The 25708-nt window shown below is 68.8% G+C and carries 24 protein-coding genes and 1 other RNA gene; 10 read left to right on the forward strand and 15 right to left on the reverse strand.

Annotated elements, in window-relative coordinates; genetic code table 11:
* Positions 1–179: a transfer-messenger RNA gene (gene ssrA / locus Q8Q77_RS19220) on the reverse strand; the annotation flags it as partial.
* A 142-nt stretch (positions 180–321) separates the two neighbouring features.
* Between ssrA and Q8Q77_RS19225 the strand changes: the two genes are divergently transcribed.
* Positions 322–897: an inner membrane-spanning protein YciB gene (locus tag Q8Q77_RS19225; RefSeq protein ID WP_305585528.1), complete on the forward strand. Its 576-nt coding sequence runs from the start codon at positions 322–324 to the stop codon at positions 895–897.
* Here Q8Q77_RS19225 and Q8Q77_RS19230 read toward each other — a convergent pair.
* Positions 887–1783 (reverse strand): hypothetical protein, encoded by an 897-nt coding sequence (locus Q8Q77_RS19230; RefSeq protein WP_305585530.1) that lies wholly within the window; start codon positions 1781–1783, stop codon positions 887–889. The genes Q8Q77_RS19225 and Q8Q77_RS19230 overlap by 11 nt on opposite strands.
* 10 nt (positions 1784–1793) lie before the next feature.
* Entirely contained in the window at positions 1794–2342 is a 549-nt protein-coding gene (ilvN, locus tag Q8Q77_RS19235; RefSeq protein ID WP_305585532.1) for an acetolactate synthase small subunit, read from the reverse strand.
* Between the two features lie 170 nt (positions 2343–2512).
* Here ilvN and Q8Q77_RS19240 point away from each other — a divergent pair, with 170 nt between their 5' ends.
* The 5 genes from Q8Q77_RS19240 (at position 2513) to Q8Q77_RS19260 (ending at position 7093) form a co-directional block, all read left to right on the forward strand.
* On the forward strand, positions 2513–2866 hold the full coding sequence (locus Q8Q77_RS19240) for a nuclear transport factor 2 family protein (RefSeq protein ID WP_305585534.1): 354 nt from the start codon (positions 2513–2515) through the stop codon (positions 2864–2866).
* A 151-nt stretch (positions 2867–3017) separates the two neighbouring features.
* Positions 3018–4589: an MFS transporter gene (locus Q8Q77_RS19245; RefSeq protein ID WP_305585535.1), complete on the forward strand. Its 1572-nt coding sequence runs from the start codon at positions 3018–3020 to the stop codon at positions 4587–4589.
* The gene (locus tag Q8Q77_RS19250) at positions 4586–5785 is read left to right on the forward strand and encodes an HlyD family secretion protein (RefSeq protein WP_305585536.1); all 1200 of its coding nucleotides are present in this window, start codon (positions 4586–4588) and stop codon (positions 5783–5785) included. The genes Q8Q77_RS19245 and Q8Q77_RS19250 overlap by 4 nt, the downstream gene beginning before the upstream one ends.
* Positions 5786–5789: 4 nt before the next feature.
* Complete coding sequence (locus Q8Q77_RS19255; RefSeq protein ID WP_305585537.1) at positions 5790–6455, forward strand: TetR/AcrR family transcriptional regulator; 666 nt, start codon at positions 5790–5792, stop codon at positions 6453–6455.
* Between the two features lie 116 nt (positions 6456–6571).
* The gene (locus Q8Q77_RS19260) at positions 6572–7093 is read left to right on the forward strand and encodes a DUF1993 family protein (protein WP_305585538.1); all 522 of its coding nucleotides are present in this window, start codon (positions 6572–6574) and stop codon (positions 7091–7093) included.
* Positions 7094–7100: 7 nt separating this feature from the next.
* Here the strand turns inward: Q8Q77_RS19260 and Q8Q77_RS19265 are convergent, their stop codons facing one another.
* The 3 genes from Q8Q77_RS19265 to miaA form a co-directional block, all read right to left on the reverse strand.
* A complete protein-coding gene (locus Q8Q77_RS19265; RefSeq protein ID WP_305585539.1) occupies positions 7101–8636 on the reverse strand; it encodes a M20/M25/M40 family metallo-hydrolase in 1536 nt (511 codons plus the stop codon).
* Between the two features lie 99 nt (positions 8637–8735).
* On the reverse strand, positions 8736–10532 hold the full coding sequence (locus Q8Q77_RS19270) for an acetolactate synthase 3 large subunit (protein WP_305585541.1): 1797 nt from the start codon (positions 10530–10532) through the stop codon (positions 8736–8738).
* Between the two features lie 171 nt (positions 10533–10703).
* Positions 10704–11633 carry a tRNA (adenosine(37)-N6)-dimethylallyltransferase MiaA gene (gene miaA / locus Q8Q77_RS19275; RefSeq protein WP_305585542.1) on the reverse strand — a complete coding sequence of 310 codons (930 nt, stop codon included), beginning with the start codon at positions 11631–11633 and terminating at the stop codon, positions 10704–10706.
* Here miaA and serB point away from each other — a divergent pair.
* Together serB and Q8Q77_RS19285 are read left to right on the forward strand one after the other, a co-directional pair.
* Entirely contained in the window at positions 11632–12525 is an 894-nt protein-coding gene (gene serB / locus Q8Q77_RS19280) for a phosphoserine phosphatase SerB (RefSeq protein ID WP_305585544.1), read from the forward strand. The genes miaA and serB overlap by 2 nt on opposite strands.
* Before the next feature lie 49 nt (positions 12526–12574).
* A complete protein-coding gene (locus Q8Q77_RS19285; RefSeq protein WP_305585546.1) occupies positions 12575–13240 on the forward strand; it encodes an HAD family phosphatase in 666 nt (221 codons plus the stop codon).
* Here Q8Q77_RS19285 and Q8Q77_RS19290 read toward each other — a convergent pair.
* From Q8Q77_RS19290 to hflK, 4 genes are all read right to left on the reverse strand, one after another.
* Positions 13237–14010, reverse strand: coding sequence for a S1C family serine protease (locus tag Q8Q77_RS19290; protein WP_305585547.1), 774 nt, complete (start codon positions 14008–14010; stop codon positions 13237–13239). The genes Q8Q77_RS19285 and Q8Q77_RS19290 overlap by 4 nt on opposite strands.
* Positions 14011–14071: 61 nt before the next feature.
* Positions 14072–14578: a GNAT family N-acetyltransferase gene (locus Q8Q77_RS19295; RefSeq protein WP_305585549.1), complete on the reverse strand. Its 507-nt coding sequence runs from the start codon at positions 14576–14578 to the stop codon at positions 14072–14074.
* 37 nt (positions 14579–14615) lie between these two features.
* Complete coding sequence (gene hflC / locus Q8Q77_RS19300) at positions 14616–15506, reverse strand: protease modulator HflC (RefSeq protein WP_305585551.1); 891 nt, start codon at positions 15504–15506, stop codon at positions 14616–14618.
* Complete coding sequence (hflK, locus tag Q8Q77_RS19305; protein ID WP_305585554.1) at positions 15503–16678, reverse strand: FtsH protease activity modulator HflK; 1176 nt, start codon at positions 16676–16678, stop codon at positions 15503–15505. Before hflK ends, hflC begins: the two co-directional genes overlap by 4 nt.
* A 123-nt stretch (positions 16679–16801) precedes the next feature.
* Between hflK and Q8Q77_RS19310 the strand changes: the two genes are divergently transcribed.
* Entirely contained in the window at positions 16802–17917 is a 1116-nt protein-coding gene (locus Q8Q77_RS19310) for an Mrp/NBP35 family ATP-binding protein (RefSeq protein ID WP_305585556.1), read from the forward strand.
* On the opposite strand, the gene Q8Q77_RS19315 is transcribed toward Q8Q77_RS19310, so the two are convergent.
* From Q8Q77_RS19315 to Q8Q77_RS19335, 5 genes are all read right to left on the reverse strand, one after another.
* A complete protein-coding gene (locus tag Q8Q77_RS19315) occupies positions 17914–19338 on the reverse strand; it encodes an MFS transporter (RefSeq protein ID WP_305585558.1) in 1425 nt (474 codons plus the stop codon). The genes Q8Q77_RS19310 and Q8Q77_RS19315 overlap by 4 nt on opposite strands.
* Positions 19339–19502: 164 nt before the next feature.
* A complete protein-coding gene (locus tag Q8Q77_RS19320) occupies positions 19503–20408 on the reverse strand; it encodes an SDR family NAD(P)-dependent oxidoreductase (RefSeq protein ID WP_305585559.1) in 906 nt (301 codons plus the stop codon).
* Positions 20409–20518: 110 nt separating this feature from the next.
* A complete protein-coding gene (locus Q8Q77_RS19325) occupies positions 20519–21484 on the reverse strand; it encodes an HlyD family secretion protein (protein WP_305585561.1) in 966 nt (321 codons plus the stop codon).
* Positions 21485–21491: 7 nt separating this feature from the next.
* Complete coding sequence (locus Q8Q77_RS19330) at positions 21492–22241, reverse strand: ABC transporter ATP-binding protein (RefSeq protein ID WP_305585562.1); 750 nt, start codon at positions 22239–22241, stop codon at positions 21492–21494.
* Entirely contained in the window at positions 22238–23380 is a 1143-nt protein-coding gene (locus Q8Q77_RS19335) for an ABC transporter permease (RefSeq protein WP_305585564.1), read from the reverse strand. The genes Q8Q77_RS19330 and Q8Q77_RS19335 overlap by 4 nt, the downstream gene beginning before the upstream one ends.
* A gap of 273 nt (positions 23381–23653) precedes the next feature.
* Between Q8Q77_RS19335 and Q8Q77_RS19340 the strand changes: the two genes are divergently transcribed.
* Positions 23654–25642 (forward strand): S46 family peptidase, encoded by a 1989-nt coding sequence (locus Q8Q77_RS19340; RefSeq protein WP_305585565.1) that lies wholly within the window; start codon positions 23654–23656, stop codon positions 25640–25642.
* The last annotated feature ends 66 nt before the right edge of the window (positions 25643–25708 follow it).

Raw genomic sequence — 25708 nt, forward strand, 5'->3', positions numbered from 1 at the left:
CACGTCTGTCGATGCTGATCGGCCCCGCACTTTCCGGCGATAACTCCGGGGGAAGATTGGTGGAGCCGCCGGGAATCGCACCCGGGTCCAGTCCGCTTATTACGTGCGCGTTTATCTCCATAGTCGGGCCGAGGCCCGACACGCCCAATATAGGGGCGATGGGTTAGGTTTTGAAGAACTTATGGAATTCCGCCGTTCGCGAAGCGCGGGCGGGGGTCTCGATTGCGCCAGCCGCCACGCGGACTTCGCGAACGGATTCAGGGCTACTAGCGCCGCGCCGCTAGACTCCGGTCAACGAATTCAAGCCCTTCGAGGACCGCCATGAACCCGCTTCTCCACGCCGCCCGGCCCATCCTGATCGATCTGGGCGCCACCTTCCTGTTTTACGGGGTGCTCGCCGCCACGGGGAACGTGATGGCGGCCACCGCTCTGGGCGTGGCGCTCGGCCTCGCCCAGGTCGCGGTCCTCAAGCTGCGCAGGTCGCCGGTCAGCGCCATGCAGTGGGCGAGCCTGGGGCTGGTCCTGGTCATGGGCGGGGCGACCCTGCTGACGAACGACGCTCGGTTCATCCTGATCAAGCCGACCATCGTCTACGCGGTGATCGGGGCGGCCATGCTGCAGCGCGGCTGGATGAACCGATACATGCCGCCGATCTCCATCGGCCGGGTGCCCGCCGCCATGATCACCGGGGCGGGCTATGTCTGGGCGGGGCTGATGTTCGCGAGCGCCGCGCTAAACCTGATCCTGGCCCTGAGCGTCGAGGCCATGACGGCGGCCCAGGTCATGGCGATCTGGTCGCCGACCTCCAAGCTCGTGCTGTTCGCCGCCCAGTACCTGCTGTTTCGCCGGGTCTCGATCCGCCACATCCGCGCGGCAGCCGGCGAGCTCACGGCCTAGGGGTCTCGACCTCAGGCTCCGGCGGCGGTTCGAAGGCCGGCTGCTGAGGCCGCGCGCCCGGCGCCGGCTTCAGGCGACCGCCCTCGGCGATCAGGCCCTCATAGGCGCGGCGGGCGGCGCTGAAATCCGCCCCGCCCGGAAAGAGCACGTCGAAACGCGGTTCGTGCCCCAGCGCCAGGCTGAAGGCGGCTTCCAGGATGTCGGCGGCCTGGCCCACCTCGGCGCTGTCGCAGGCCCGGCGGATCGAGCGCGAGCGGCCGGGCGTCATCAGGGTGAGGTCGTAGGCCGCCCCGTCGACGCAGAGCACGTCGGCCGCGCCCGAGCCCTCGTCCACCCGCACCTCGCGCGGCGAGTCCCAGACCGGGTCCGCGCGCAGGGCCAGCAGCCGGGAGACGGAGCCGGCGGGCGCCTCGGCATCGAACCCCACCCGCCGCGAGATCCCCGGCTCGCAGCAGCCCAGGCCCGCCCGGCCTTGGACGAAGACCTCGCCGTCGCGGCGCACGGTCACCCGGACCAGGCTCTGGCGGGTCGAGGTGCTGGGTCGGATGGCGATCTCCAGGATCATCTCGGACCCACGCAGGATTTGGGTCTGCAGCGGATGCAGGCCCCAGAGGCGGTAGAGTAGGGGGTCATAGCCGTTGTCGACGCCGACCAGGCGCTCGCCACGGCCCAGGCGGCGGCCGGCCAGGGGATCGGCGGCTTCAGGGGTCTTGGGCCACTTTTCCTCCCACCAGGTCTTGGGATCCGGCGGCGGATAGGGCCAGTCGGCCCCGGGCTCGACCGGGCCGGCCTGGGCGGTCGGCGTCTGGGCTCGGGGTGTCTGGGCGATCGCCGGCGTGGCCAGGATCAGCAGGAGAGGCAGGAACAGGGCGGTCGGTCGGACCAATCGGCCCTCCTCACATGGCTTGCGCGCCCCGGGTGATGGAAAGCACGCCGGTGCGGGAGAGTTCCACCAGGCCCAGCGGACGCATCAGGTCGACGAAGCTGTCGATCTTGGACGGCGCGCCGGTCAGCTCGAACACGAAGCTCTCGTGGGTGGTGTCGATCACCTTGGCCCGGAAGATGTCGGAGACCCGCAGGGCCTCCACCCGCTCAGCGCCGGAACCCTTGACCTTCACCAGGGCCAGCTCGCGCTCCAGGCCGTTGGGGTCGCGGGTCACGTCCTGGACGTGGCGGGTGGCGACCATCTTCTCGAGCTGGGCCTCGATCTGCATCAGCACATGGGGCGCGCCGCGGGTGACGATGGTGACGCGGGAGGTATGGGCGCGGCGGTCGGTCTCGGCGACGGTCAGGCTCTCGATATTGTAGCCGCGCGCGGCGAACAGCCCGACCAGCCGGTGCAGGACGCCGGGTTCGTTGTCCACGAGGATGGCGAAGGTGGCGAGGTTTTCGGCCTCTTCCGCGTGGGCGAGGTCGTAGACGGAGGCGGGCTGGGCGTCGGTCATGGCGTGCGTCTCGTTCGGGTCGCCGACGACCTCTCACATGCGTGGGCTTCGGGCAAGGCGGAGGCGTCCAACGCGACGATAAGACGACAAGAACAAAACAGAAACATTTCACTTGCGAGGACGCCTGTTCGGTGTCCAAGTTTGGCGGCAACCCAACCGGAGGCTTGAACATGAGCACCCAAGACATCGCCAACGACCTGGTCGCCCTCTGCAAGGACGGCAAGTTCGACGAAGCCGGTGAAAAGTACTGGGCCGACGACGTGGCCAGCTATGAGGCCATGCCCGGCGACATGGCCGAGATCAAAGGCAAGGACGGCGTGCGGGGCAAGGGCGAGTGGTGGGCCGCCAACCACGAGGTCCATTCGTCCGAGGTTGAGGGCCCCTATGTCAACGGCGACCAGTTCGCGGTCCGCTTCAAGATGGACCTCACCCAGAAGGCCAGTGGCGATCGCATGACCATGGACGAGGTCGGGGTCTACACCGTCAAGGACGGCAAGATCGCCGAGGAGCGGTTCTTCTACTGAGGTAGGGTTACGGGCGCGTTCCTGGCTCTGGGGATCGAGCGGCGCGCGAGCGACGTCGCCGCCCGTTGGCTGGGTCTCGATCGAAATTGCCAATAGATACGATCGGTGTATATAAAACGACACCAGACGTATCTATTGGAGCCGCGTCCGTATGTCGTCAGCCCAAAAGGCGCCGGTGGGCGCGATAGCCGTCGCGCTCTTTGGGGCGGTGTTCAGTTCCATCTTCGCCGGCGCTGCGGCCCAGTCGATGGCGGAGATCGGCGGGGGACTGTCGGCCGCGGCCCGCGACGCGTCCTGGTTCCTCACCCTGTACGACCTGGGGCAGGTGATGGGTCTGCCGCTGGTCTGGATCCTGGGGCGGGGCCTGGGGCGGGGCCGCGCCATGGCGCTGGCCGGGTTCGGCTACGCCCTGACCTCCGCCGGGGTGGCGCTTGCGCCCGATCTAGTCGGGGCCTTGCCGCTCCGGGTCGTCCACGGCGTGTTCGGCGGCATGCTGCCGGTTTTCATGATGCTGATGGTCATGAGCAGCCTTCGGCCGGGCCAAGGACAGGCCGAGGGCTTGGCCGCATACGCCCTCTCGGCCACCGTCGGCGCGGGATTTTCCGCCGCCGTCGCGGCCGGACTGCTGGAATTCGGCGGGTGGCGGGCGCTGTTCTGGGTCCCGGCGGCGTTTGGTTTCGCCTACGCGGTTCTCGCCAGCCGAACGCTTGTGGCTGAGAAGGGGCAGGTCGAGACCCTTCGCCTGGCGGACTGGCCCAGCTACGCCCTGCTGACCGCTGGCCTCGGCGCCCTGGTCGTCGCCTTCTCAGAGGGCGAACGCCGCTTCTGGCTGGAGACCTGGTGGATCACGGCGCTGCTGCTGGCTGGAGCCGTAGGGCTGGGCTTTGCAATACAGAGCCTGCGCGCGTCGAAGTCGCCGCTGATCCGCATGTCGATCTTTCTCAAGCCGACCTTCACCTGGTCGATCCTGGTCGCGATGATGTTCCGCGGCCCAGTGCTGATCGCGACCTGGGTCGCGCCCCAGTACCTCGTCCGCACGCAAGGCTACTCGATCGCCGAGATCGGCGAGAGCCAGCTCGTCATCGGCCTGGCGACACTGGCCGCAATTCCCGCAGCCTATGGGTTTACGCGGTTCTGCGACCCGCGGTGGCCTCTGAGCCTCGGCCTGGGCCTATCGGCCACCGGAGCCTGGATCTGCACCGGTCTCGCGCCGGACTGGGCGGCGGACCAATTGCGCATCGTCGCCGTCCTGACGGGCGTGGGCCAGGCGCTCGTGGTGACGCCCGTGCTGCGCTACGCCGTGCATGGCATTGAGGCAGTCGACGGTATGAGCTGCGGTCTGCTGTTCAATCTCTCAAGGCTGCTGGGACATGTCCTGGCGACCGCCGGCCTCGCGCACTTGATCGCGCAGCGCGAAAAGCTCCATTGGGAGAGGCTGGGCGAGGCGCTCGTGCTCTCTGACCCCGAGGTGGGCGAACGGCTCACGGCGATGGTGCAGGGAGTTGGCCATTGGGTCGCCGATCCCGCGGCCGCGTCCGGCGTCGCGGTGTCGGGCCTCGCCCGTCAGCTCTCCGTCCAAGCCCATGGGCTGGCCCTCATAGACGCCTTCCGAGCCCTGGCCGGACTTTCGCTGCTCGCCATTGTCCTCACCTGGGCGCTGCCGGTGCTCGCTCCGACGCCGCCGGGGCGCCCTTCGCCCCGCATGTCTGGGAAGCCTTCGTGAACAAGCCCGCATTCGACGTCACCGCCGAGCCTGGACCGTCGATGGAGGCAAGCCGGAGCCCGCCGCGCTGGGCGGCAGCGCTACGCATGTGTGTGGCAGGCGGAGTCATGCTTGGCCTGGCGGCCGCAGTGGCGCTGGCCTACGGCGGATGGCGCGGCCTCGTCGGCTTCGAGCGCACGGACAACGCCTATGTGAAGGCCGACATCAGTTACGTCAGCGCGCGCGTGTCGGGCCAGGTTCAGGAAGTCCTGGCCCGGAACAACCAGCAGGTCCGCCGCGGACAACTGCTCGCGAAGATCGACCCCCGGGACTACGACGCTGCGGTCATGGCCGCCGAGGCCGAGGCCGCGCAGGCGCGCGCGGCGTTGGGGGAACTCGGGGCAAGGGTCGATCTTCAACAGGCGCAGATCGTCCGCGCCCATGCGGCGACCGCCGCCGCGCGCGCCGACGCCGAGCGGCTGGCCGCCGACCATGCCCGGGTAAGCGCACTGATGGCGAGCGGCTTTGTCCCACGCCAGCGATACGAGCTGGCCCAGGCCACGAAGGTCCAGGCGCAGTCGGCCGTCATCGAGGCCGCCGCCGTGCTGCGGCAGGGGCGCCAGCAGGTTATCGTCCTAGGCGAGGAACGCCGGTCGGCGCTTGCCGCCCTCAGTGGCGCCGAGGCCCGCCTCTACAAGGCGCGCCTGGATCGGTCGGCCTCCGAGATACGCTCGCCGATCGACGGGGTGGTCACTGCGCGCCAGGCTGATGTCGGCGAATACGTTGGTCCGGGCACGCGGATGCTGGCCATCGTTCCGGCCAAGGGCCTCTATGTGGAGGCGAATCTGCGCGAGACCCAGCTCGCACGGATCCGTCCCGGCGACCGGGTGGAGATCGCGGTGGACGCCCTGCCAGGGGTCAGGCTCTGCGGCGCGGTAGATAGCCTGGGCCCCGCCAGCGGCAGCGAATTCTCGGTGATCCCGCCTGACAATGCGTCCGGCAACTTCACGAAGATCGTTCGCCGTTTCCCCGTGCGGGTCCGGCTCGACGAGGACCAGCAGGGGCTGCAGCGCCTTCGGACCGGCATGTCGGTGACGCCGTCCATCGCCATAGGTTCGCACCTGGGCGGCCGTACCCGGCGGGGTCCGTTGGGATGGCTGATGGCGTCGGGCTCCGCCGGCTTTGGTTGCGGTCTGCGCGTCCTGCGGCCAACGTGAAGTGATGCAGGACACCAAGCCAAACGAAGAGCGCGGCGTCGCCGGTCGAGGAATACGGACGCGCAGCCGGGCCTCGATCGGCGCCATGAGAAATCCGGAGACACACCGCGCGATCCTCGACGCCGCCGCGGCTGTGCTCGAGGAGTCCGGCTACGCGGGGTTCAGTATGGACGCGGTGGCTCGGCGGGCGAATTCGAGCAAGCCGACGATCTATCGCTGGTGGCGCAATAAGGCGGCCCTGATCATGGAGGTCTACGAAGAGGCCAGCGAGGCGGCGCTGGCGGCGACCGACACAGGCTCGCTGCGCGGCGAACTGATCCTGCGGCTCACGACGCTCTGGACCTGGTGGGAGGAGACCTGGGGAGGCGAGGGGCTGCGGAGCATCGTCGCAGAGGCCCAGCTCGACCCGGTGACGCTGGACGAGCTTCGAAGCCGTTTCGTGCCGCGCCGGATTGAGTTCATACGCTTGGTCTTCGACCGCGCGGTCGCGCGCGGCGAGCTGGCCGACGCCTCTGGCGTGGAGGTCGCCGTCGCCCATCTGATCGGCACGAGTTGGCTGTACCTGCTGACGGGGCGACTGCAGGAGCGCGAGGTGATCGCGCCTCATGTGGATGCGGTTGTGAAAGGGCTCGCGACGGGCTCGTCCACCGCCGATCTGCCCGACCGATGACCCGCGCCCCGGGCCCGGGCCTCCGCGGCGAGCAGCGGCCTGCTTGTTTTCGTCCCTGGGGACCCTAGGTTCCATCCATTCCAAGCTGCACCGCTAGATTTTGAACCGGGACCTACATGGCGATTTCACTCCACGACGCGACGGTCGTTTCATTCCTCCAGACCCTGGGCGGAGTGTCAGGCTTCCTGGATCGGGGCCTGGCCCACTGCCAGGACAACGGGATCGATCCGCAGGAGATCGTCGAGACGCGCCTGGCGCCCGACATGCTGCCCTTCTGGTATCAGATCTCGTCCGTCGCGCATCACAGCCAGGGGGCGATGGCGGGGGTGAGGAAGGGCGAGTTCTCGCCGGCCATGCCGACGACGCCGTTGAGCTACGCGGACCTCCAGAAACGGGTGGCCGACGCCGCGGACGCTCTGCAGGCCCTGGATCCCGTCGAGGTGAACGCGTTCGAGGGCGCCGACATGGCCTTCAAGTTCGGCGAGCGGTCGATGCCGTTCACGGCCGAGGGCTTCCTGCTCTCGTTTTCCCTGCCCAACTTCTATTTCCACGCCGCCACGGCCTACGACATCCTGCGGCTCAAGGGCGTCCCGCTGGGCAAGCGCGACTATCTGGGCGCGCTGCGGCTCAAGGCCTGAGCCGCCCCTACTTGATCGCGGCGATCTCGTAGAGGAAGTCCACATAGCTCATGGTCGCGCCGACCAGGCCCTCGACCTTGGGGTTGCTGGACTCGATCACGTAGTACTCGTTGGGCGCGTGGGCCCCGCTGCCGTGGCCCAGGCCGAACTGGCCGGCGGGCAGGCTGACAGGGGCGGAGGTGAACACCGCCCCCGGCCAGGACCCGGCCAGCCGCGGATAGACCGTGACCGCCGCGCCAAGCCGCTTGTAGGTGGCGATCTCGGCCTTGATCAGGCGGCTGTTCTCGTCGGTTTCGGTGGGATCGTATCCGCCGCTGACATTGACCTCCACGTCCTTGAAGCCGCGCTTGTCGAGGTGGTCGCGCAGCTTGGCGACGGAGTCCTCCATGGTCTGATTGGGGACCAGGCGCAGGTCGATCTTGGCCACCGCCCGGCCGGGCAGGACCGTCTTGCCGCCCGGACCGGTGTAGCCGGACACCAGGCCTTCGATATTGACCGTGGGCTGGGAGGCCAGGCGCTCCAGGGTCTTGTCCCAGGGCAGGTCGTCGATCCAGTGGTCGACGCCGAGCGCCTTCTTGGCGTCGGCCTCGTTGAGCTGCTTGGCCGCGAGCGCCAGCAGCTCCTTTTCCCGGGCGGTGAGCGGCCGCACCTTCTCGAAATAGCCGTCGATGGCAGGGGTGTTGCCATCGGGCGTGACCAGGGTCTGCAGGGCCTGGATCAGCCGCCAGGCGGGGCTGTCGACGCGGGCCTTCTCGCTGGAATGGATGTCGGTCTTGGGCCCGCGTCCCCATTTCGCGCCGCTGGCGACGAGTTCCAGTTCGGCAATGCCCTTGGCGCCCAGGTTCACGCTGACCCCGCCGTTGCTGGGGCTCTGCCAGCCGGCCGGGATCACCACGCCTTCGCATTTCTTGAGCGCGGCCAGGACGTTGGGCTTGGTGACGATCTGGCGGAAGTTCGGGCTGCCGATCTCCTCCTCGCCCTCGCAGACCAGGACGATGTTCACCGGCGGCTTCCTGCCCGCGGCGCGGATGGCGTGCAGCCCCGCCAGGAATGAGGCTTCCGGGCCCTTCTGGTTCACCGCCCCGCGGCCGACGATCACCTTGCCGAAGTCGGGCTTGTCGACGATCCGCGCCTCCAGCGGCGGGGAGCTCCACTCCGCCGGGTCGTACTGCTTCACGTCGTACATGAAGTAGATGCCGATGGTGCGCTTGGCGCCCACGTCCAGGGTGGCGAAGACGCCGGGATGGCCGTCGGTGGGGACCTTCTCCACGTGCTGGAAGCCGGCGTCCCTGGCCAGGGCCATCATGTAGTCGCAGCCCTTGTCCATGTCGCGGTTCTCCGCAGCGATGGAGGGCAGGGCGATCCATGCCTGGATGCGCTTGACCGAGGCGTCGTAGCCGGTCTCGGCCGCCTTGCGGATCGCGGCGAGATCGCCGCTGGCGGCGAAGGTCAGGCCGGGCGCGAACAGCGCGGCCGCGGTTCCGCCGGCCAGCAGCGCGCGACGGTTGTGGATCGGTCCAGAGGCCGTGCGTTCGTTCGACATCCCAGTCCCTCCGCAATTTGAACGCGAGGATTAGGACGTTCGGAATCGCCGCACGGCAAGCAAGGCCGACGGATCAGGGACTCTTGAACGGCGGCCGGATCAGACCAGCCGCTTACCCGCGTCGTCGATGATCGAGCCCAGGTCGCGGGCTTCTTCGGCCATGATCATCTCGTTGTGGGCCTTGCCGGACGGGATCATCGGGAAGCAGTTCTCTTCCTTGGTCACCCGGCAGTCGAAGATCACCGGACCGTCGTAGTCGACCATCTGGACGATCTTGGCGTCCAGCTCGTCGGGATGTTCGGCGCGCAGGCCCAGGCAACCGAAGGCCTCGGCCATCTTCACGAAGTCGGGCAGGCTGGCGGAATAGGAATGGCTGTAGCGCTCGCCGTGCAGCAGTTGCTGCCACTGGCGCACCATGCCCATCCACTCGTTGTTCAGGATGAAGATCTTGATCGGCAGGCCGTGCTGCACCGCCGTCGACATCTCCTGCATGGTCATCTGGACGCTGGCGTCGCCGGCGATGTCGATGACCAGGGCGTCGCGGTGGGCCATCTGCACGCCGACGGCGGCCGGCAGGCCGTAACCCATGGTGCCCAGGCCGCCGGAGGTCATCCAGTGGTTGGGCTTGTCGAAGTGGTAGTACTGGGCCGCCCACATCTGGTGCTGGCCGACCTCGGTGGTGATGAAGGTCTCGCGGTGCTTGGTCAGTTCGTACAGCCGCTCGATGGCGTGCTGCGGCTTGATCAGGTTGGCGTCGGGCTTGTAGCGGAAGGACTGGCGGTCGCGCCAGGTCTCGATCTGACGCCACCACTCGGCGATGGCCGACTTGTCGGTGGCGAGGTTGCGGGACTTCCAGGCCGCGATCAGGTCTTCCAGCACGCTGCCCGCGTCGCCGACGATCCCGATGTCGGCCCGGACGTTCTTGGAGATCGACGAGGCGTCGATGTCGATGTGGATCTTCTTGGAGGTGGGCGCGAAGGCGTCCAGGCGGCCGGTCACCCGGTCGTCGAACCGCGCGCCGACGGCGATCATGACATCGCAGTCGTGCATGGCGTTGTTGGCCTCGAAGCTGCCGTGCATCCCCAGCATCCCGAGCCAGGCGGGGTCGGAGGCCGGGAAGGCGCCCAGGCCCATCAGGGTCGAGGTGACCGGCGCGCCCGTCAGCTTGGCGAACTCGCACAGCAGTTCGGCGGCGCGGGGCCCGGCGTTGATGACGCCGCCGCCGGTGTAGAGGATCGGGCGCTTGGCGCCGGCGATCAAGGCCGCGGCCTCGGCGATGCGGACCGGGTCGCCCTTGGTGCGCGGGCGGTAGTTGTGGGCGTGGACGACGTCGTTGGGCCCCTGATAGGCGCCCTTCGAGAACTGGACGTCCTTGGGGATGTCGATGACCACCGGCCCCGGCCGGCCCGAGGTGGCGATGTGGAAGGCCTCGTGCATGATCCGTGGCAGGTCGGCCACGTCCTTGACCAGGTAGTTGTGCTTGGTGATCGGCCGGGTGATGCCGATGGTGTCGCATTCCTGGAAGGCGTCGGTGCCGATCAGGTGGGTGGCGACTTGGCCGGTGATGACGATCAGTGGGATGCTATCCATCAGGGCGTCGACGATGCCGGTGACTGCGTTGGTCGCCCCGGGGCCGGAGGTGACCAGGACCACGCCCGGCTTGCCGGTGGAACGCGCATAGCCTTCGGCGGCATGGGTCGCGCCCTGCTCGTGGCGGACCAGGACGTGTTGCAGGCGCGGCTCGGAGAACAGGGCGTCATAGATCGGCAGGACCGCGCCGCCCGGATAGCCGAACAGCACCTCCACGCCCTGATCGATGAGCGAGCGGACAACGATCTCCGCGCCGGTCAGGGTCTCGACGGTGGTTTCGGCTTCGATGGTCTGGTGGGCGGACATTTCGGCGGGACCTTGGTTGGGCCATTAAAAAAGGCCCGCGAAGGGCCTGGTGCAAGCGACCTTTGACGGGCTGACGACGAGGTCAGGCCGCTACGGGTCGCACGGGGAGTACAAGAATCTCGCGCACGAGCATTCTCCGAATGGATTGGCAGGCGTCATGACATGCCCCCGTCAGGGCGTCAAGGCGGGGTGGAGCGCAAGAAACTGCCTCCACTGGTCGTTTGGCTCCTCGGCGTCGATGCGCGGCCAGCCGGCCATCTGGCCCCGCAGCCAGGTCGATTGGCGCTTGGCGTAGCGGCGGGTTTCGCGCTGGGCGGCGGCGAGCGCCGCCTCCAGGCCGGACTCGCCGCGCAGGTGGGCGGCCAGTTCGCGGTAGCCCACGGCCTTCATGGCCGGCAGGTCCGGCGAGAGCCCGCGGGCCGCGAGGCCGGCGACCTCCTCCAACGCGCCCTGGCCGATCATGGCCGCCAGCCGAACGTCGCAGCGGGCGTAGAGCGCCTCACGCGGCGGCTCCAGGGCGAGGCCGCGCCAGGCGTCGGGCGCCAGGATCGGCAGGGTCGCGGCCTGCCAGTCACTCAAGGCCACGCCGGTATGGGCCAGGACCTCCCAGGCGCGGACCAGGCGCTGGCGGTCGCCGGGGGCGATGCGGATGGCGGCGGCCGGGTCGCGTTCTGAAAGGCGCGCACGGAAGGCCTCTTCGCCCAGGGCCTCGAACTCCGCCTGGGCCTGGTCGCGGGCCGAAGCCGGAATGGCGGGGATGTCGGCCAGGCCCTGGGTCAGGGCGCTGAAATAGAGGCCGGTGCCGCCGACCACCACGGCGGGGCGGCCCCGCGCGGCGATCTCGTCCAGCACCTCCGTCGCGGCCCGCGCCCAGCGGCCGACCGACCAGCCGTCGGCGGCGTCGGCGACGCCGAACAGGTGGTGCGGCGCCTGAGCCTGTTCCTCGGGAGATGGGCGGGCGCTCAGGACGCGCAGGTCGGCATAGAGCTGGAGGGCGTCAGCGTTGACGATCTCAGCCCCGATCGACCGCGCCAGGCGCAGGGCGAGCGCCGACTTGCCGCTTGCGGTGGGCCCGGCGATCAGCCAGATGCGGGGCTCCATGCAGATCGCCCTTACCCTCGTCAGTCCCGACCCAGACGCGGCCTCGCTCGCCGTCGCCACCTTGGCCCCAGCGCTCGCAGGCGCGCACGCCCGCGTCAAGGAGCCGAGGATCCTGGGCTTGGGCGCTGTGGACCTGCTGGTGGAGGCCGACGCCATCGCCCCGGTTCACGCCGCCGCGCAAGCCGCGCTCGCCGCCTGGCCCATCGATATCTGCGCCCAGCCCTGGAACGGCCGGCGCAAACGCCTGCTGATCGCCGACATGGACTCCACCATCATCGGCTGCGAGTGCATCGACGAACTGGCCGACTTCGCCGGGGTAAAGGATCAGGTCTCGGCCATCACCGAGCGGGCGATGCGCGGCGAGCTGGATTTCGAGGCGGCCTTGCGCGAGCGGGTGGCCATGCTGAAGGGTCTGCCGCTGGCCGACCTGCAACGGGCCTATGACGAGCGGGTGCGGCTCAATCCCGGCGCCCGGACCCTGGTGCGGACCATGACCGCGAACGGCGCCAAGGCGTTCCTGGTCTCGGGCGGCTTCAGCTTCTTCACCTCGCGGGTGGCGCAGGCGGCGGGCTTCCAGGCCAACCGCGCCAACACCCTGATCGAGGCCGGCGGCGTCCTGGCCGGCGAGGTCGGCGAGCCGATCCTCGGGCGCGAAGCCAAGCTGGCCGCCCTGAGGGAGGAAGCCGCGGCGCTCAGCCTCGATCTCGCCGAGACGCTGGCGGTCGGCGACGGCGCCAACGATCTGGCGATGATCGAGGCCGCGGGGCTGGGCGTGGCCTATCGCGCCAAGCCGATCGTCGCGGCCCAGGCCGACGCCAAGATCGACCACGCCGACCTGACGGCCCTGCTGCACTTCCAGGGCTATCGGTTCGACGAGTTCGTTACGGACTGAAGCGGGGTTTGATTTCGCCCCCGGCGGGGACTCCGCTAGGGCAGGGGCCATGAGCCTTCCCCGCACGCCCAAGGCCGTCGTCTTCGACATGGACGGTCTGATCTTCGACACCGAGAGCCTCTATCGCGACGCCATGATCCTGGCCTCCCAGGAGCGCGGCCACGACATGCCGCTGCCGTTGTTCCTCAGCATGATCGGCCTGCCCGGCGACTCCAGCCGGGTCGTCCTGACCGGGCATTTCGGCGAGGATTTCGATGTCGACGCCTTCTGGAAGGCTTCGTCCGGCCACTTCTACGAGATGGCCAAGACCCAGCTCTGCCTGAAGGCCGGCGTCGTCGAACTGCTGGACACCCTGGACGAGTTCGCCCTGCCGCGCGCCATCGCCACCTCGTCGCGCCACCAGGACGCCGAGCACCACCTGGAGAGCCAGAACCTGCTGGGCCGCTTCCACACGGTGGTGGCTCAAGGCGACTACGCCAAGGGCAAGCCGGCGCCTGATCCGTTCCTAACCGCCGCGGCGCGACTGGGCGTCGATCCGGCCGACTGCCTGGCGCTGGAAGACAGCCACAACGGCATCCGCGCCGCATCGGCGGCGGGCATGATGGCGATCATGGTGCCGGACCTGCTCGATCCCACGCAGGAGATCGAGAGCCTGTGCGTCCGCATCGCGCGCGACCTGCACGAGGTCGAGGCCCTGGTTCGGGCTACGCGCTAGGCGGCCGGCGCCGGCGCAGTCTTGAGCCGATCGACCACCGCCTTCACGACATTCGACGGAATGGCGAAGGACAGGCCCGCGCCGGGGTCGCCGCGGCTCTCGCGCGACGAGGCCAGGCCGATCACCTGGCCGTTGGAATTGAGCAGCGGCCCGCCGGACCCGCCCGAGGTGAGGGCCGCGTCCGTCTGGATGTAGGCGACCACCGGGCCGCTCAGCGCGCCGCCGGCGAACCGGTTGCCGTTGGCGGCCTCGGACGCCCGGCCGATCTGGCGGTTGACCGCCGAGACGATCCCCGAGGTCGCCGTGCCCGCCAGGCCGAAGGGCGCGCCGATCAGCACCACCGGCTGGCCGGCCCGGACCTGGTTGCTGTCGGCGAAGGACAGGGCCCGCATCGGCTTGCCGGGCGTGGTCCTGAACACCGCCACGTCGACGGCCGCGTCCACGCCCACCAGTTCGGCCCGCGCGACGCTGCCGTCGGCGAATATCGCGTTGACCACCGGCATGCCGCCGGTGACGTGGGCGGCGGTGACGATCAGGCCGTCGGTGGAGACCACGAAGCCCGATCCCATCGGCATGGGCTCTGCGCCGCCACCCGAGACGCTGAGCATCACCGTGGCGGCTTGGGCCTCTTCCACCGCGCCTATGAACCCTTCGCCGGCCCGTGCGCGCGGGGAGTCTCCACCGCTGCGCGAGAAGGCCACGATCAGCAGGATCAGGATCACCAGGCCGACGGCGCCGGCCGCGGCGAGGAGGATCTGTTGGATGCGCATGGCCTGCTCCGGGTCACTGACCTTCGCAAAGCGTCCCAAGCTGCAGCTTGGTTCCGTCGCCCTAGACGTCGATCCAGTAGTGCAGGGCGGTCTCGCCAGGGCGCCAGAGGTGCGGAACCTGGCCGGTCAGCACGCCGCCGTTCTTCTCGACGACCCGGATGGAGGCCGGGTTCTCCGCGTTTACGGTCAGCAGGACCCGCTTCAGCGGCAGGTTGGCGCCGATCCAGACCAGGGTGTCGGCGAGCATGGCGCTGGCCAGGCCCCGGCCTCGGGCCGAGGGGCGCACCGCGTAGCCGACATGGCCGCCGACCTTCTCCAGATTGGCGTTCAGCCGGTGGCGGATCCCCACCGAGCCCAGGAAGGTGTCGCCCTCGACGCACCACAGCATGGTGGCCGGGACCGCCTCGCCCTGGCTGCCGTCGGGCAGGGTGATGTGGCTGGGCGGGTTGCCGAATCCGGCGAGGTAGGCGTCCGGATCGGCCGCCACCACGGCGATGGCCTCCGGCGTCTCCGGGCGCAGGGTATCGCGCGAAAAGCCCTCGCGCATCGCATCGATGAACGAGGGCATGTAGGCGCGCGCGGGGGCCGTAAGGGTGACCACGTGCTTAGCGGGCGTTGGGGCCGCGCTCGAAGTACTTGAAGAAGGCGCTGTCGGGCGACAGCACCATCGTAGTGTCGCCCTGGCCGAGCGAGGCCTCATAGGCGGCCATCGAGCGGTAGAAGGCGGCGAAGGCGGGGTCCTTGCCATAGCCCTGGGCGAACAGCCGGGTGCGCAGGGCGTCGCCCTCGCCTCGGGTGGTCTCGGCCTCCTGGCGGGCGGTGGCCAGCGTGATGGCCACTTCCTTGTCGGCGCCGGCGATGATCTCGCGCTTCTCCTGCTCGCCCTGGGAGCGGATGCGGGCGGCTTCCTGCTGGCGGCTGGTCTGCATCCGGCGATAGACGGATTCCTGGATCTGCGGCGGCAGGTCGGCCCGCTTGATGCGGACATCGATAATCTCGATGCCCAGTCCAGACGACTTGGCCCGGGTGACCACGTCGGCCTTGGTCTGGGCCATCAGGGCGCCGCGGCGGCCGGAGATGATCTCGTTGGACGTGGCCGAACCCAGCACTTGGCGCAGGGACGAATTCACCAGCCGCTCGATGCGGTCGCTGGCGGTCTGCTCGTCGCGCAGGGTGCGGTAGTAGAGCAGGGGATTGGAAATCCGGTAGCGGACGAAGGCGTCGACCACGAGCCGGTTCTGGTCGGAGGCGGTGATTTCTTCCTGGGCGGCCTCGATGGCGAGGTTGCGCTTCTCGAAGAAGATCACGTTCTCGGCGAACGGCATCTTGATCTTCAGCCCGGGGGCCGGGTCGCCAGGGGCGTTGATGACCCGGACGGGCTCGCCCAGCCGCACGATCACCGCCTGCTTGCGCTGGTCCACGATGAAGAAGGTCTGGGACAGGACGATCAACACGCCGAAGACGATGATCCCGAGGACGGTCAGGCTGCGGTTCATCGGGCCGCTCCTGGAACCGGCGCGGGCGGCGCCGTGGCCTCCACGGTCGGGCGGGTCGTGCTGGTGCGGGGCCGGAAGACGTCGGGCGGCAGGATGATCGGGGCGCTGGCGCCCTTGCCGTCGATGACGACCTTGTTCGAGTTGGCGAGCACGCGCTGCATGGTTTCGATGTAGAGGCGCTCCTTGGTCACGCCGGGCGCGCGACGATACTCGGTGTAGATCTGGTTGAAGCGGGCCACGTCACCAGTGGCCTCGCGCACGGACTGTTCGCGATAGCCCTGGGCCGACTGAATGAGCCGAGCCGCGTCGCCCTTGGCCTCGTTGATGACCCGGTTGCGATAGGTGTTGGCCTCGTTACGGGCCGATTCCTGGTCCTGTCCGGCGCTGTTCACGTCACGGAATGCGGCGGCCACCTCCTTGGGCGGATTGGCCGAGCGGATCTGGACCTCGACGACGCTGATGCCGGCGCCCCAGGAGTCGAGGGTCCTCTGCATCAGCTCGGCGGTCTGGGCCTGCACCCGGCCGCGGCCGGTGGTGAGGATCGGCTGCAGGTCCGACTTGCCGATGACCTCGCGCATGGCGCTTTCGGCGGCGGCTTTCACCGACACGTCGGGATCGCGCAGCGTGAAGACGTACTTACTGGCGTCGGCCACGCGCCAGGTGACGCTGAAGTCCAGGTCGACGATGTTCTCGTCGCCGGTCAGCATCAGACTCTCTTCGGGGACGTCGCTCTCGCCCATGCCGCCGATGTCGATGCGGTTCAGCGACGTCACGGCGACGCGCTCGGCCTTCTCGATCGGGGCCGGCAGGTGGTAGCGGATGCCGGGGCCTTCCGAGCGGGAATAGGCGCCGAAGGTGGTGACCACGGCCTGCTCGTTGGGTTGGACGATATAGACGCCGGATAGCGCCCAGAGACCGAAGCCGACGCCGGCGACGGCCGCCAAGGCGCTGGGACGGATCCCCTGGCCGCCGGGGCCGCCGAAGAAGTCGCGCACCTGGCGCTGGAGGCGTTCCAAGGCGGCGTTCAGCTCAGGGCCGTCGGGTCGGCGCGGTCCGCGGGGACCGCCGCCGCCGAGCGGCCTGCGGGGACCGGGAGGCTTCTTGCCGCCGTCGCCGTCGTTGGGCGGCGGAGCACCCCAGGGACCGGGGTTGGCGTTGTCATTCCAAGGCATGGTCGCGTCGTCTTGCTTTCGTCTCGGCGCGGCCGCGTCGTCTCGCCCGTGCTCGGGCTTGTAAACCGGCGCTGTCAGCCGGATATGTGGCCCAACGCAGGTTAAAGCAAGCCAAAGGGCGATATGAAGCCGCAAGCTCCGGAACGTGGCGCCGTCCTGGCCGCACTCGATCGGGTCACCGATCCGAAGTCCGGCAAGGGGCTGGCGGCGGCGGGGCTGGTGCGAGGCCTCTCCATCGGTCCCGACCGGGCCGGTTTCATGCTGGAGGTCCCCTTCGGCGACACCGCCCTATACGCTCCGGTGCGCGACGCCGCCCAGGCGGCGCTAGCGTCCGTGCCCGGCGTGCTCAAGGCCCAGGTCGTGCTGACCGCCGAGGCCGAGGCGCCGGCCCTGCCCGCCGAGGGCGTTACCCGGGTGCGCAAGGGCGCGCGGCTGTCCAACGATCCGCAGGCCGCACCCGGCCCGCCCGCCGACGCCGTCCGCCCCGCCCATGTGCGCAGGGTGATCGCCGTGGCCAGCGGCAAGGGCGGGGTGGGCAAGTCGACCATCGCCGTGAACCTGGCCGCCGCCTTCGTGGCCCAGGGCCTGCGGGTGGGCCTGCTGGACGCCGACGTCTACGGCCCCTCCGCGCCCCGGATGCTGGGGATCGACGGCGAGCCGGCCTTCATGGACGGCAAGCTGCAACCTCTGGAAGCCTGGGGCATGAAAGTGATGTCCATCGGTTTCCTGGTGGACGAGGGCGCGCCGATGATCTGGCGCGGGCCCATGGCCTCCTCGGCGGTGCGCCAGATGATGCACGACGTGGCCTGGGGCTCGGAGGCCGAGCCGCTGGACGTGCTTGTGGTCGACCTGCCGCCGGGCACGGGCGACATCCAGCTGACCATGATCCAGAAGCTGAAGACGGACGGGGTGGTGATCGTCTCCACGCCGCAGGAGATCGCCCTGATCGACGCGCGCCGCGCCGCGGCGATGTTCCAGAAGACAGCCACGCCGATCCTGGGCGTCATCGAGAACATGGCCTGGTTCGCCGACCCGGCCGGCGGAGCCCCGATCCCGATCTTCGGCGCCGGCGGCGCGCGCGCCGAGGCCGAACGCCTGGGGGTGCCGCTGCTGGCGGAGATCCCGCTGGAGGTCGCGGTGCGCCAGGCCTGCGACGACGGCAAGCCGCTGGTCGCGACGGCGCCCGAGAGCGCCGCGGCCAGGGCGTTCCTGGCCGCGGCGAAGCTGCTCTCGGCCTAACGGCCGGTCGGCGGCACGGCCACGGCGGCTTCGGTCGTCACGCTCTCGATGATCGGCGCCTCGTCATAGAGGGCGTCGCGCTCGTCGAGCTGGCGGCGGATGTCGGCGTGACGTTCCGAGCCCAGCTTGTAGCCGATCATGCAGGCGCCCCCGAGCATCACGAAGACCACGGGACCGATGAGGTAGGCGAACTCGAGATTGCGGATCGCGTCGGGCGTATTGGTCACGCCTTCCTTGGCGATGTAGCCGACCTGCGACAGCACGAAGAAGGTGAGGCCGATGGAGAAGGCCCCGGCGATCTTCGTGGTCATGACGGTCATCGCGTAGAGTAGGCCGGCGCGCTCCTTGCCCTGTTCCAGACGCACCTCGTCGGCGACGTCGGCGGTCATGGCGCGGGTCAGCACGTTGAAGCCGGCGGCGAAGAAGCCGGCCACGAACATCGGAATTACCCCGATGGCCATGTTCCCTTGCGGGATCGCCATCAGCGAGACCAGGGTCAGCGAGTAGCCGGTGGTGGCCACCATCGTGGCGCGGTGCTTGGACATCCTGGTGGCCAGCCGCCCCATCAGAGGCGCGCCCACGAAGCCCGCCAGGATGTAGACCGCCAGCAGGATGCTGGCCTGGCCGGTGGTGAAGCCGCGGCTGTCGGTGAAGAAGAACAGGTAGAGCGCGCTCATCCAGCCGGGACCGAGCGACAGGCAGAGATCGGCCAGCAGGATGCGGGCGAAGGAAGGCCGCGCGACCAGGGCCCAGTAGTCCCGCAGACGGAACTGGTGACCGGCGACTTCCGGCGCGATCCGCTCGGGGGTTCGCCAGACCACCAGCGCCGCGGCGACGGGCGTCAGCAGGAAGATGAACCAGCCCATGGTCGCCACATTGCCGGCGTCGGAGGCGCCGATGGCTTCGTTGACGATCGGAATGGCCAGCACCGAGGCCGCACCGAGCACGCCGATGCCGGTCATGATGCCGAACAACCGCGAGCGGTCATCATAGTGCGGCGCGAGGGTGGCGGCCCAAGCGACGTGGGACAGGGTCAGGATCGAATTGCCCAGGTACATGATCAGCAGCCAGAGGATCAGGTAGCTTCGGCCCACCCCCTCCGGCGGCATGAACAGGAAGAAGATGCCGGCCATCAGGATCGGCGCGCCGAGCATCGTCCAGACCCGGTAGCGGCCCCAGGCCGTCCGGGTCTTGTCCATCGTCCAGCCCAGCAGGCCGTCGATGGGGATGTCGATCATGCGGACAATGAAGAAGGCCGCGCCCACGAGGGCCAGGTCGACCCCGAGGTGGCTGGCGTAGTGCCGGGGCAGATAGACCGAGACGGCGATGGCGACAGCCGAGATCGGCAGGCTGGTGGCCGCGAAGGCCAGGGCGGTGGAAAGGGGCAGGGGGCCGGATCGCGGCTTCGATGCCTGGGTCAAGGTCACACTACTCCCTAGAGATTGGCGCGCCTCTGGCGGGCGCGTTGGTTCACCTCAGGTTACGCTCGATAACCCAGGCCCTCGCAAGTGAATTCATTGAAACAAAACGGGCGGCGGCCTCCTTTGAAACCGCCGCCCGCTGAAAGCACAATCTGAAGCGGGGCTTAGCCGCCCTGCATCTTGCGGAAGAATTTTCCGCTCTGTTCGCCGCCGTTGACATAGGCCTGCTGGCCGGCGGGATCGGAGATCTTGGCCCAGTTGTCGCGGACCTCTTCCACCGACAGGCCGCCCTCGCCGAGATAGACGCCCTCGGTCTCGTAGAGACGGGTCATGGCGAAAGCGCCCGCGCCGGCGGTCAGGATGGCGCCCGTGGGGGCTTCATCCGAGGCCAGGTAGACCACGCCGGGGGTGACGTATTCCGGTTTCAGCTTTTCCAGCACCGCGGGCGGCATCAGGTTCTCGGTCATCCGGGTCGCGGCCACCGGGCTGATGGCGTTGATGTGGATGTTGTTCTTCTGGCCCTCGAGCTTGATCGTGTTCATGAAGCCGATGATGCCGAGCTTGGCCGCGCCGTAGTTGGCCTGGCCGAAGTTGCCGTACATGCCCGAGGACGAGGTGGTCACCACGATGCGCCCGTAGTTCTGCTCGCGCATGATCTCCCAGACCGCCTTGGTGGGCTTCACCGTGCCCATCAGGTGGACGTTGAGGACCAGCTCGAAGTCGGCGATGTCCATCTTGGCGAACGACTTGTCGCGCAGGATGCCGGCGTTCGCGATCAGGATGTCGATGCGGCCCCAGGCGTCCATCGTCTGCTTGACCATCAGGGCGACGCCGGCGTCGTCGGTGACCGAGGAGCCGTTGGAGATGGCTTCGCCGCCGAAGGCCTTGATCTCGGCCACCACCGCGTCGGCCGCGGCCGAGGAGCCGCCCGAACCATCCATCGAGCCGCCGAGGTCGTTGACCACGACCTTGGCGCCGCGCCGCGCCAGCTCCAGGGCGTGCTGACGGCCAAGGCCGCCGCCCGCGCCGGTGACGATCGCCACCTTGCCGTCAAAGCGGATGTCCGCCATCGAAGTCTCCCGTCCGAACAGGGGTTTGAAAATCGGCCCGGGTTGTGCGGCGCGGCGAGGCGCAGGTCAAGCGCCGCTCTTTTTTCACCCCGCGAGGGGCAAGGAAAAGCCTACCGCGCCGCGAGCGTCATGGCGCCTGGCCGCAGGAACTTCACCAACACCCGCTGGCCAATCAGGAACGGCGCGCTGTCGGCGCTGACCACCACCTCGACGACACGGTCGTCGGTGCGTTCGCTGGGATCGTCGGACTGCAGCTTGCGGGCGCCGAAGACGTCGGCGCGGCGCATCACCGTGCCGGGGAAGACCTTGGTCGGGTCGGACTCCGGGGAGATCTGCACCTTCTGGCCGATGGCCACGTGGGAGAGCGAGCTCTCGGCGATCTCGGCGCGGACGATGCGCGGCGCGGCCGGCTCCAGGTCGAACATGTTGGAGACGTTCAGCGTCGAGGCGCCGGCGCCGGGATTGGCGTAGCGTCGCGCGATCCGGCCGTCGGACGGGGCGCGGATGATGGTCAGTTCCTGGTTGTAGCGGGCTTCTTCCAGCGAGGCCTGGGCGGTGGCCACGGCGGCGCGCTGGGCTTCCAGATTGGCCTGGGCCTCGCGGATCTTGTCGGCGGCCTGGTCCATGCGCTGGCCGGCCACGAAATTGGTGGAGACCAGGCCCTGCAGGCGGGCGTGCTCGCGCTGGGCGGTGGTGAGCTGGACGTTGAGCATGGAGATCTGGGCGCGGGCCTGGTTGACGGCGGCGGCGGCGTGTGCGGCGGCCAGGCGCGGCTCGTCGTCCTCCTGGCGGGCGAGGATCTGGCCCTTCACGACGCGGTCGCCTTCCTGCACCAGGACCTCGCGCACGATCCCTGACCGGCGCGCGGCCACCTGGATGATGCCGCCTTCCACGTCGGCCTTGCCGTTGGCGACGGCGACGAAGGGGCTCTTGGGCGCCTTGGCCGCGGCGACCTTGGCGGCGGCCTCCTTCTCGGCCTTGGCCTTGTTGGAATAGACGAACCCGCCCCCGCCCAGCACCACGAGCAGGGTGAAGACGATCAGCTTGACGCGATGGGATTTCAGGAAGGCGAACATCTGGGTTTCAGGCTCCGATGAGCTCGGGTTTGCGGTCGACGGCCTGGGCGGTCGCATGGTCGGTGCGCCGGTCGTCCAGGATCAGGCCGTCTTCGATGTGGATGATGCGGTCGGCATAGGCTTCCAGCCGCGGGTCGTGGGTCACGCAGATCACGGCGGCGCCGTGCTCCTTGGCCGCCCGCTGCAGGAGCTTGATGACGATCTGGCCGTTCTCGCCGTCCAGCGCGCTGGTGGGCTCGTCGGCGAACAGCAGGCGCGGCTCCTTGGCCAGCGCCCGGGCGATGGCCACCCGCTGCTTTTCGCCGCCGGAGAGTTCCGAGGGCCGCTGGTTCAGGCGTGCGCCGAGGCCGACCTCGGTCAGGGCGACCGCCGCGCGGTCGCGGGCCTCACCGGGCGAGAAGCCCTTGTATTTCAGGATGGTGGTCACCTGTTGCAGGGCCGAGAGCGCCCCGAACAGGTTGAAGCCCTGGAAGATGAAGCCGCAGTTGTCGAGGCGGAACTTGTCGATCTTGCCCGGCCGCAGGGACCAGAGGTCCTCGCCCATCGCGGTCACCTGGCCGGCGTCGGGCTTCAGCAGGCCCGACAAGGCGGCGACCAGGGTCGACTTGCCCGAGCCGGAGGGGCCCATGACCATGGTCATCTCGCCGTGGCGGGCGGAAAAATCCACGCTCTTCAGCACCTCGATATGGGTGCGGCCGGTCTTGAAGCGCTTGACCAGGCCGGTCCCCTGGATGGCGATCGGGTTGAGCGTGCTCATCGCAGCAGGTCCGCGGGTTGACTCTTCTTCAGGATGCCCAGGGCCATCAGGCCGGAGGCGAGCGAAATGACCATCAGCAGGACGGCGACGCCGATCACCCAGCTGATGGGGAAGCCCATGGGCAGGCCGCCGTTCTTGGCCAGCAGGGCGACCAGGTAGGTGAACACCCCGGTGGCGGCCAGGCCGACCACGCCGACCCAGAAGGACAGCTCCAGCACGATCAGGCGCAGGGAGCCCATCGACACCCCGAGCGCGCGCAGGGAGGCGAACTCCTTGATATTGGCCAGGATCGCGCCGCGCAGGGTCTGGGAGGTGATGCCCACCCCGATCAGGAAGCCGAGGAACACCGAGAAGCCCAGGAAGACGCCGATGATCTGTTCCTTCATCAGGGCGCCCTCGTTGGCCTGGGCAAGCTCGGCGCGGGTCCAGGCGCGATAGGCGCCGTTGGCGGTGGCGTTGAGCTGGTCGCGGACCTGCTCGGCCTGGGCCGGATTCTTGACGCGGACCATGAGCGGGCCGGTCTTGTCGCCCTTCTCGGCCAGGCCCAGGCGGCGAAGGCTGTCGCGGGAGACCACGACGGAGGCCTGGTTGATGTCGGGATAGCCGTCGAGCAGGGCGCGGACCCGCACCGTCTTGCCGTTCAGCGAGGCCGAGTCGCCCAGCTTCACGCCCAGGCGGGCGAGGGCGGAGCGGTCGATGGCGATGGCGTTGGGCTCCATCAGCGCCACGCGCACGCTCTCGGGATAGTCGACCGGCAGGGTGAGCGCGCCGACCTCGGTGTCGACCATGTTCACCTGCACGAAGGTGGTGATCTGCTTCTGGTCGCCGACCGGCTGGTTGCTCCACCGGCCGCCGCCGCCGTCGAAGCTGGAGACCTCGGCGACCTGGGGATTGAGGTAGAGCTGCGGTCCGATGCGGCGCGGCAGGCTGGAGGGCCCGGAATTGATGAGGCTCTCGGACTTGGCCGGCATGATCATCAGGTCCGCCCGCGAGCGGTCGATGGTGGCCGTCGCGGCCTGCACGATACCCGTGAACATCCCCACCTGGGCCAGGATCAGCAGGCCCGAGAAGGCGAGCGCGATCACGGCCGCCAGGTAGCGGCGCCATTCGTAGATCAAGGTGGCCAGAGCCAACGACATGGGTCCCTCCCAGTAAGCTCAGGGTGTGACGTCGGGCCGGGGGCGAACCAAGTTAAATCACGGTAAGGCGACCCTCAGACGGGTGGTCACACCCATTTGAGATTGTTACAGATCGCGCCCAATCCCAGGCTTGGCCAAGGCCTGTGTCACTTAGGTGCGATGTGAATGAGCTTCCCTAAATTCGGTGTAATCACCGGTGGTCTGCGTGCAACCACCGGCTTGTTGGCCTGTGTCGGCCTTCTGGCCGCCTCTCCGGCCGCCGCGGACGAAGGCATGTGGACCTTCGACAACTTCCCGACAGCCAAGGTCAACGCCGCCTACCGCCTCAAGCTCGACCAGAAGTGGCTGGACCGGGTGCAGGCCGCCTCGGTGCGGCTCACCTCCGGCTGCTCGGCCTCCCTGGTCTCCAAGTCGGGGCTGGTGCTGACCAACCACCATTGCGTGGTGGAGTGTGTGCAGGACCTGTCCTCGGAGAGGACAGACTACGTGAAGGAGGGGTTCCTCACGGTGAACCAGGCCGAAGAGCGCAAGTGTCCCGGCATGCAGGCCGAGGTCCTGGCCTCAATCATCGACCTCACCAAGGACATCAAGGCCGCCACCGCCGGCAAGACCGGCCAGGACTTCGTCAAGGCGCGCGACGGGGCAATGGCGGCCGCCGAGCAGGCCGGCTGCGGGTCCGATCCGCTGTTCCGCTGCCAGGTGGTCAGCCTATACCGCGGCGGCCAGTTCAAGCTCTACAAGTACCGAAAGTACGCCGACGTGCGGCTGGTCTTCGCGCCCGAGTTCGCCACGGCCTTCTTCGGCGGCGATCCCGACAATTTCAACTTCCCGCGCTACAATCTCGATATCGGCTTCCTGCGGCTCTATCAGGACAACAAGCCCGTCGCGACGCCGCGCCACCTGACCTGGACCGCGCGCGCGCCGGTGGAAGGCGAGGCGACCTTCGTGTCCGGCAATCCCGGTTCGACGGACCGCCTGCTGACGGTGTCCCAGCTCGAGACCCTGCGCGACCTGACGATCCCGATCGGCCAGCTTCAGCGCTCCGAGATCCGCGGCCGGCTGGCCCGCTTCTCCGAAGAGGGGTCCGAGCACAAGCGCATCGCCACCGATCCGCTGTTCAACATCGAGAACTCGTTCAAGGTCTATTTCGGCCGCCAGTTCGTGCTGAACGACAAGGCCTTCGTCGAGGCCAAGAGCGCCCTGGAAGCCGAGTTGAAGGCCAAGGTCGCCGCCGACGCGGCTCTGACCGCCGAGATAGGCGACCCTTGGGGCGAGATCGCCAAGGCCCAGGACGCCTACGCCAACACCTACCTGCGTTATCGCCAGATCGAGGGCGGGGCGGTCTATTCCAGCCTCTTCGACTATGCCGAGACCCTGGTCCGCGGGGCGCAGGAACGCGCCAAGCCCGCGGCCGAGCGCCTGCCGGAATATGCCGAGATCCGGCTGCCGCTGGTCGCCAAGCAGCTCCTGGACGAGAAGCCGGTCGATGCGGCGCTCGAGGAGGTCTATCTCGGCTTCTGGCTGTCGAAGACCCGCGAATACCTCACCACCGACGACGCGGCGGTGAAGACCCTGCTGGGCAGGGAAAGCCCCGAGCGGCTGGCGGCGCGGGCGGTGAAGGGCTCCAAGCTCGCCGACCCTGCGGTGCGCAAGGCCCTGTGGGACGGCGGCCTGGCGGCCGTCGAGGCCTCCGACGATCCGATGATCCAACTGGTCCTGCGCAACGATCCCGCGGCGAGGGCCGTGCGCAAGGTCTGGGAGACCGAGGTCACCGGTCCCGTCGACAGGGCCGCCGAGCGCATCGCCCGGGCCAAGTTCGCCGTCTATGGCGACGCGGTCTATCCGGACGCCACCTTCACCCTGCGGCTGTCCTACGGGAAGGTCGCGGGCTGGACCCATCGGGGCGCGACCATTCCAGCCACCACCAATTTCGCCGGCCTCTACGAGCGGGCCACGGGCGCCGAACCCTTCCAGCTCGCCCCGCGCTGGCTCGAGGCCAAGGACAAGATCAATCCGGAGACGGTCTACAACTTCGTCACCACCAACGACATCATCGGCGGCAATTCGGGCTCGCCGGTGGTGAGCGCCAGAGGCGAGGTGCTGGGCGCGGCCTTCGACGGCAACATCCACTCGCTGGGCGGCGCCTATGGCTATGACGGGACCATCAACCGCACCGTGGTCGTGGCCACCTCAGCGGCCACCGAGGCCCTGGCCAAGGTCTACGGCGCGACGGCGCTGGTGAAGGAACTGACCGGGAAGTAGTTCAGCGCGGCCTCTCGCGTTCGGCGCGGGAGGCCAAGCTTGCCCTGCCGATTTGCCACGGCATAT

The sequence above is a fragment of the Phenylobacterium sp. genome, assembly GCF_030698145.1.
GTDB lineage: Bacteria > Pseudomonadota > Alphaproteobacteria > Caulobacterales > Caulobacteraceae > Phenylobacterium.

What these genes read in the sequence shown, in the direction of transcription:
- Q8Q77_RS19290 (WP_305585547.1), bottom strand. Translation starts at nt 14,010, where the DNA reads ATGCGCATCCAACAGATCCTCCTCGCCGCGGCCGGCGCCGTCGGCCTG.
- Q8Q77_RS19335 (WP_305585564.1), bottom strand. Translation starts at nt 23,380, where the DNA reads ATGTCGTTGGCTCTGGCCACCTTGATCTACGAATGGCGCCGCTACCTG.
- Q8Q77_RS19325 (WP_305585561.1), bottom strand. Translation starts at nt 21,484, where the DNA reads ATGTTCGCCTTCCTGAAATCCCATCGCGTCAAGCTGATCGTCTTCACC.
- Q8Q77_RS19310 (WP_305585556.1), top strand. Translation starts at nt 16,802, where the DNA reads ATGAAGCCGCAAGCTCCGGAACGTGGCGCCGTCCTGGCCGCACTCGAT.
- hflC (WP_305585551.1), bottom strand. Translation starts at nt 15,506, where the DNA reads ATGAACCGCAGCCTGACCGTCCTCGGGATCATCGTCTTCGGCGTGTTG.
- serB (WP_305585544.1), top strand. Translation starts at nt 11,632, where the DNA reads ATGCAGATCGCCCTTACCCTCGTCAGTCCCGACCCAGACGCGGCCTCG.
- Q8Q77_RS19245 (WP_305585535.1), top strand. Translation starts at nt 3,018, where the DNA reads ATGTCGTCAGCCCAAAAGGCGCCGGTGGGCGCGATAGCCGTCGCGCTC.
- Q8Q77_RS19255 (WP_305585537.1), top strand. Translation starts at nt 5,790, where the DNA reads ATGCAGGACACCAAGCCAAACGAAGAGCGCGGCGTCGCCGGTCGAGGA.
- Q8Q77_RS19330 (WP_305585562.1), bottom strand. Translation starts at nt 22,241, where the DNA reads ATGAGCACGCTCAACCCGATCGCCATCCAGGGGACCGGCCTGGTCAAG.
- Q8Q77_RS19240 (WP_305585534.1), top strand. Translation starts at nt 2,513, where the DNA reads ATGAGCACCCAAGACATCGCCAACGACCTGGTCGCCCTCTGCAAGGAC.
- Q8Q77_RS19320 (WP_305585559.1), bottom strand. Translation starts at nt 20,408, where the DNA reads ATGGCGGACATCCGCTTTGACGGCAAGGTGGCGATCGTCACCGGCGCG.
- ilvN (WP_305585532.1), bottom strand. Translation starts at nt 2,342, where the DNA reads ATGACCGACGCCCAGCCCGCCTCCGTCTACGACCTCGCCCACGCGGAA.
- Q8Q77_RS19285 (WP_305585546.1), top strand. Translation starts at nt 12,575, where the DNA reads ATGAGCCTTCCCCGCACGCCCAAGGCCGTCGTCTTCGACATGGACGGT.
- Q8Q77_RS19225 (WP_305585528.1), top strand. Translation starts at nt 322, where the DNA reads ATGAACCCGCTTCTCCACGCCGCCCGGCCCATCCTGATCGATCTGGGC.
- hflK (WP_305585554.1), bottom strand. Translation starts at nt 16,678, where the DNA reads ATGCCTTGGAATGACAACGCCAACCCCGGTCCCTGGGGTGCTCCGCCG.
- Q8Q77_RS19295 (WP_305585549.1), bottom strand. Translation starts at nt 14,578, where the DNA reads ATGCCCTCGTTCATCGATGCGATGCGCGAGGGCTTTTCGCGCGATACC.
- Q8Q77_RS19340 (WP_305585565.1), top strand. Translation starts at nt 23,654, where the DNA reads ATGTGGACCTTCGACAACTTCCCGACAGCCAAGGTCAACGCCGCCTAC.
- Q8Q77_RS19265 (WP_305585539.1), bottom strand. Translation starts at nt 8,636, where the DNA reads ATGTCGAACGAACGCACGGCCTCTGGACCGATCCACAACCGTCGCGCG.
- miaA (WP_305585542.1), bottom strand. Translation starts at nt 11,633, where the DNA reads ATGGAGCCCCGCATCTGGCTGATCGCCGGGCCCACCGCAAGCGGCAAG.
- Q8Q77_RS19270 (WP_305585541.1), bottom strand. Translation starts at nt 10,532, where the DNA reads ATGTCCGCCCACCAGACCATCGAAGCCGAAACCACCGTCGAGACCCTG.
- Q8Q77_RS19260 (WP_305585538.1), top strand. Translation starts at nt 6,572, where the DNA reads ATGGCGATTTCACTCCACGACGCGACGGTCGTTTCATTCCTCCAGACC.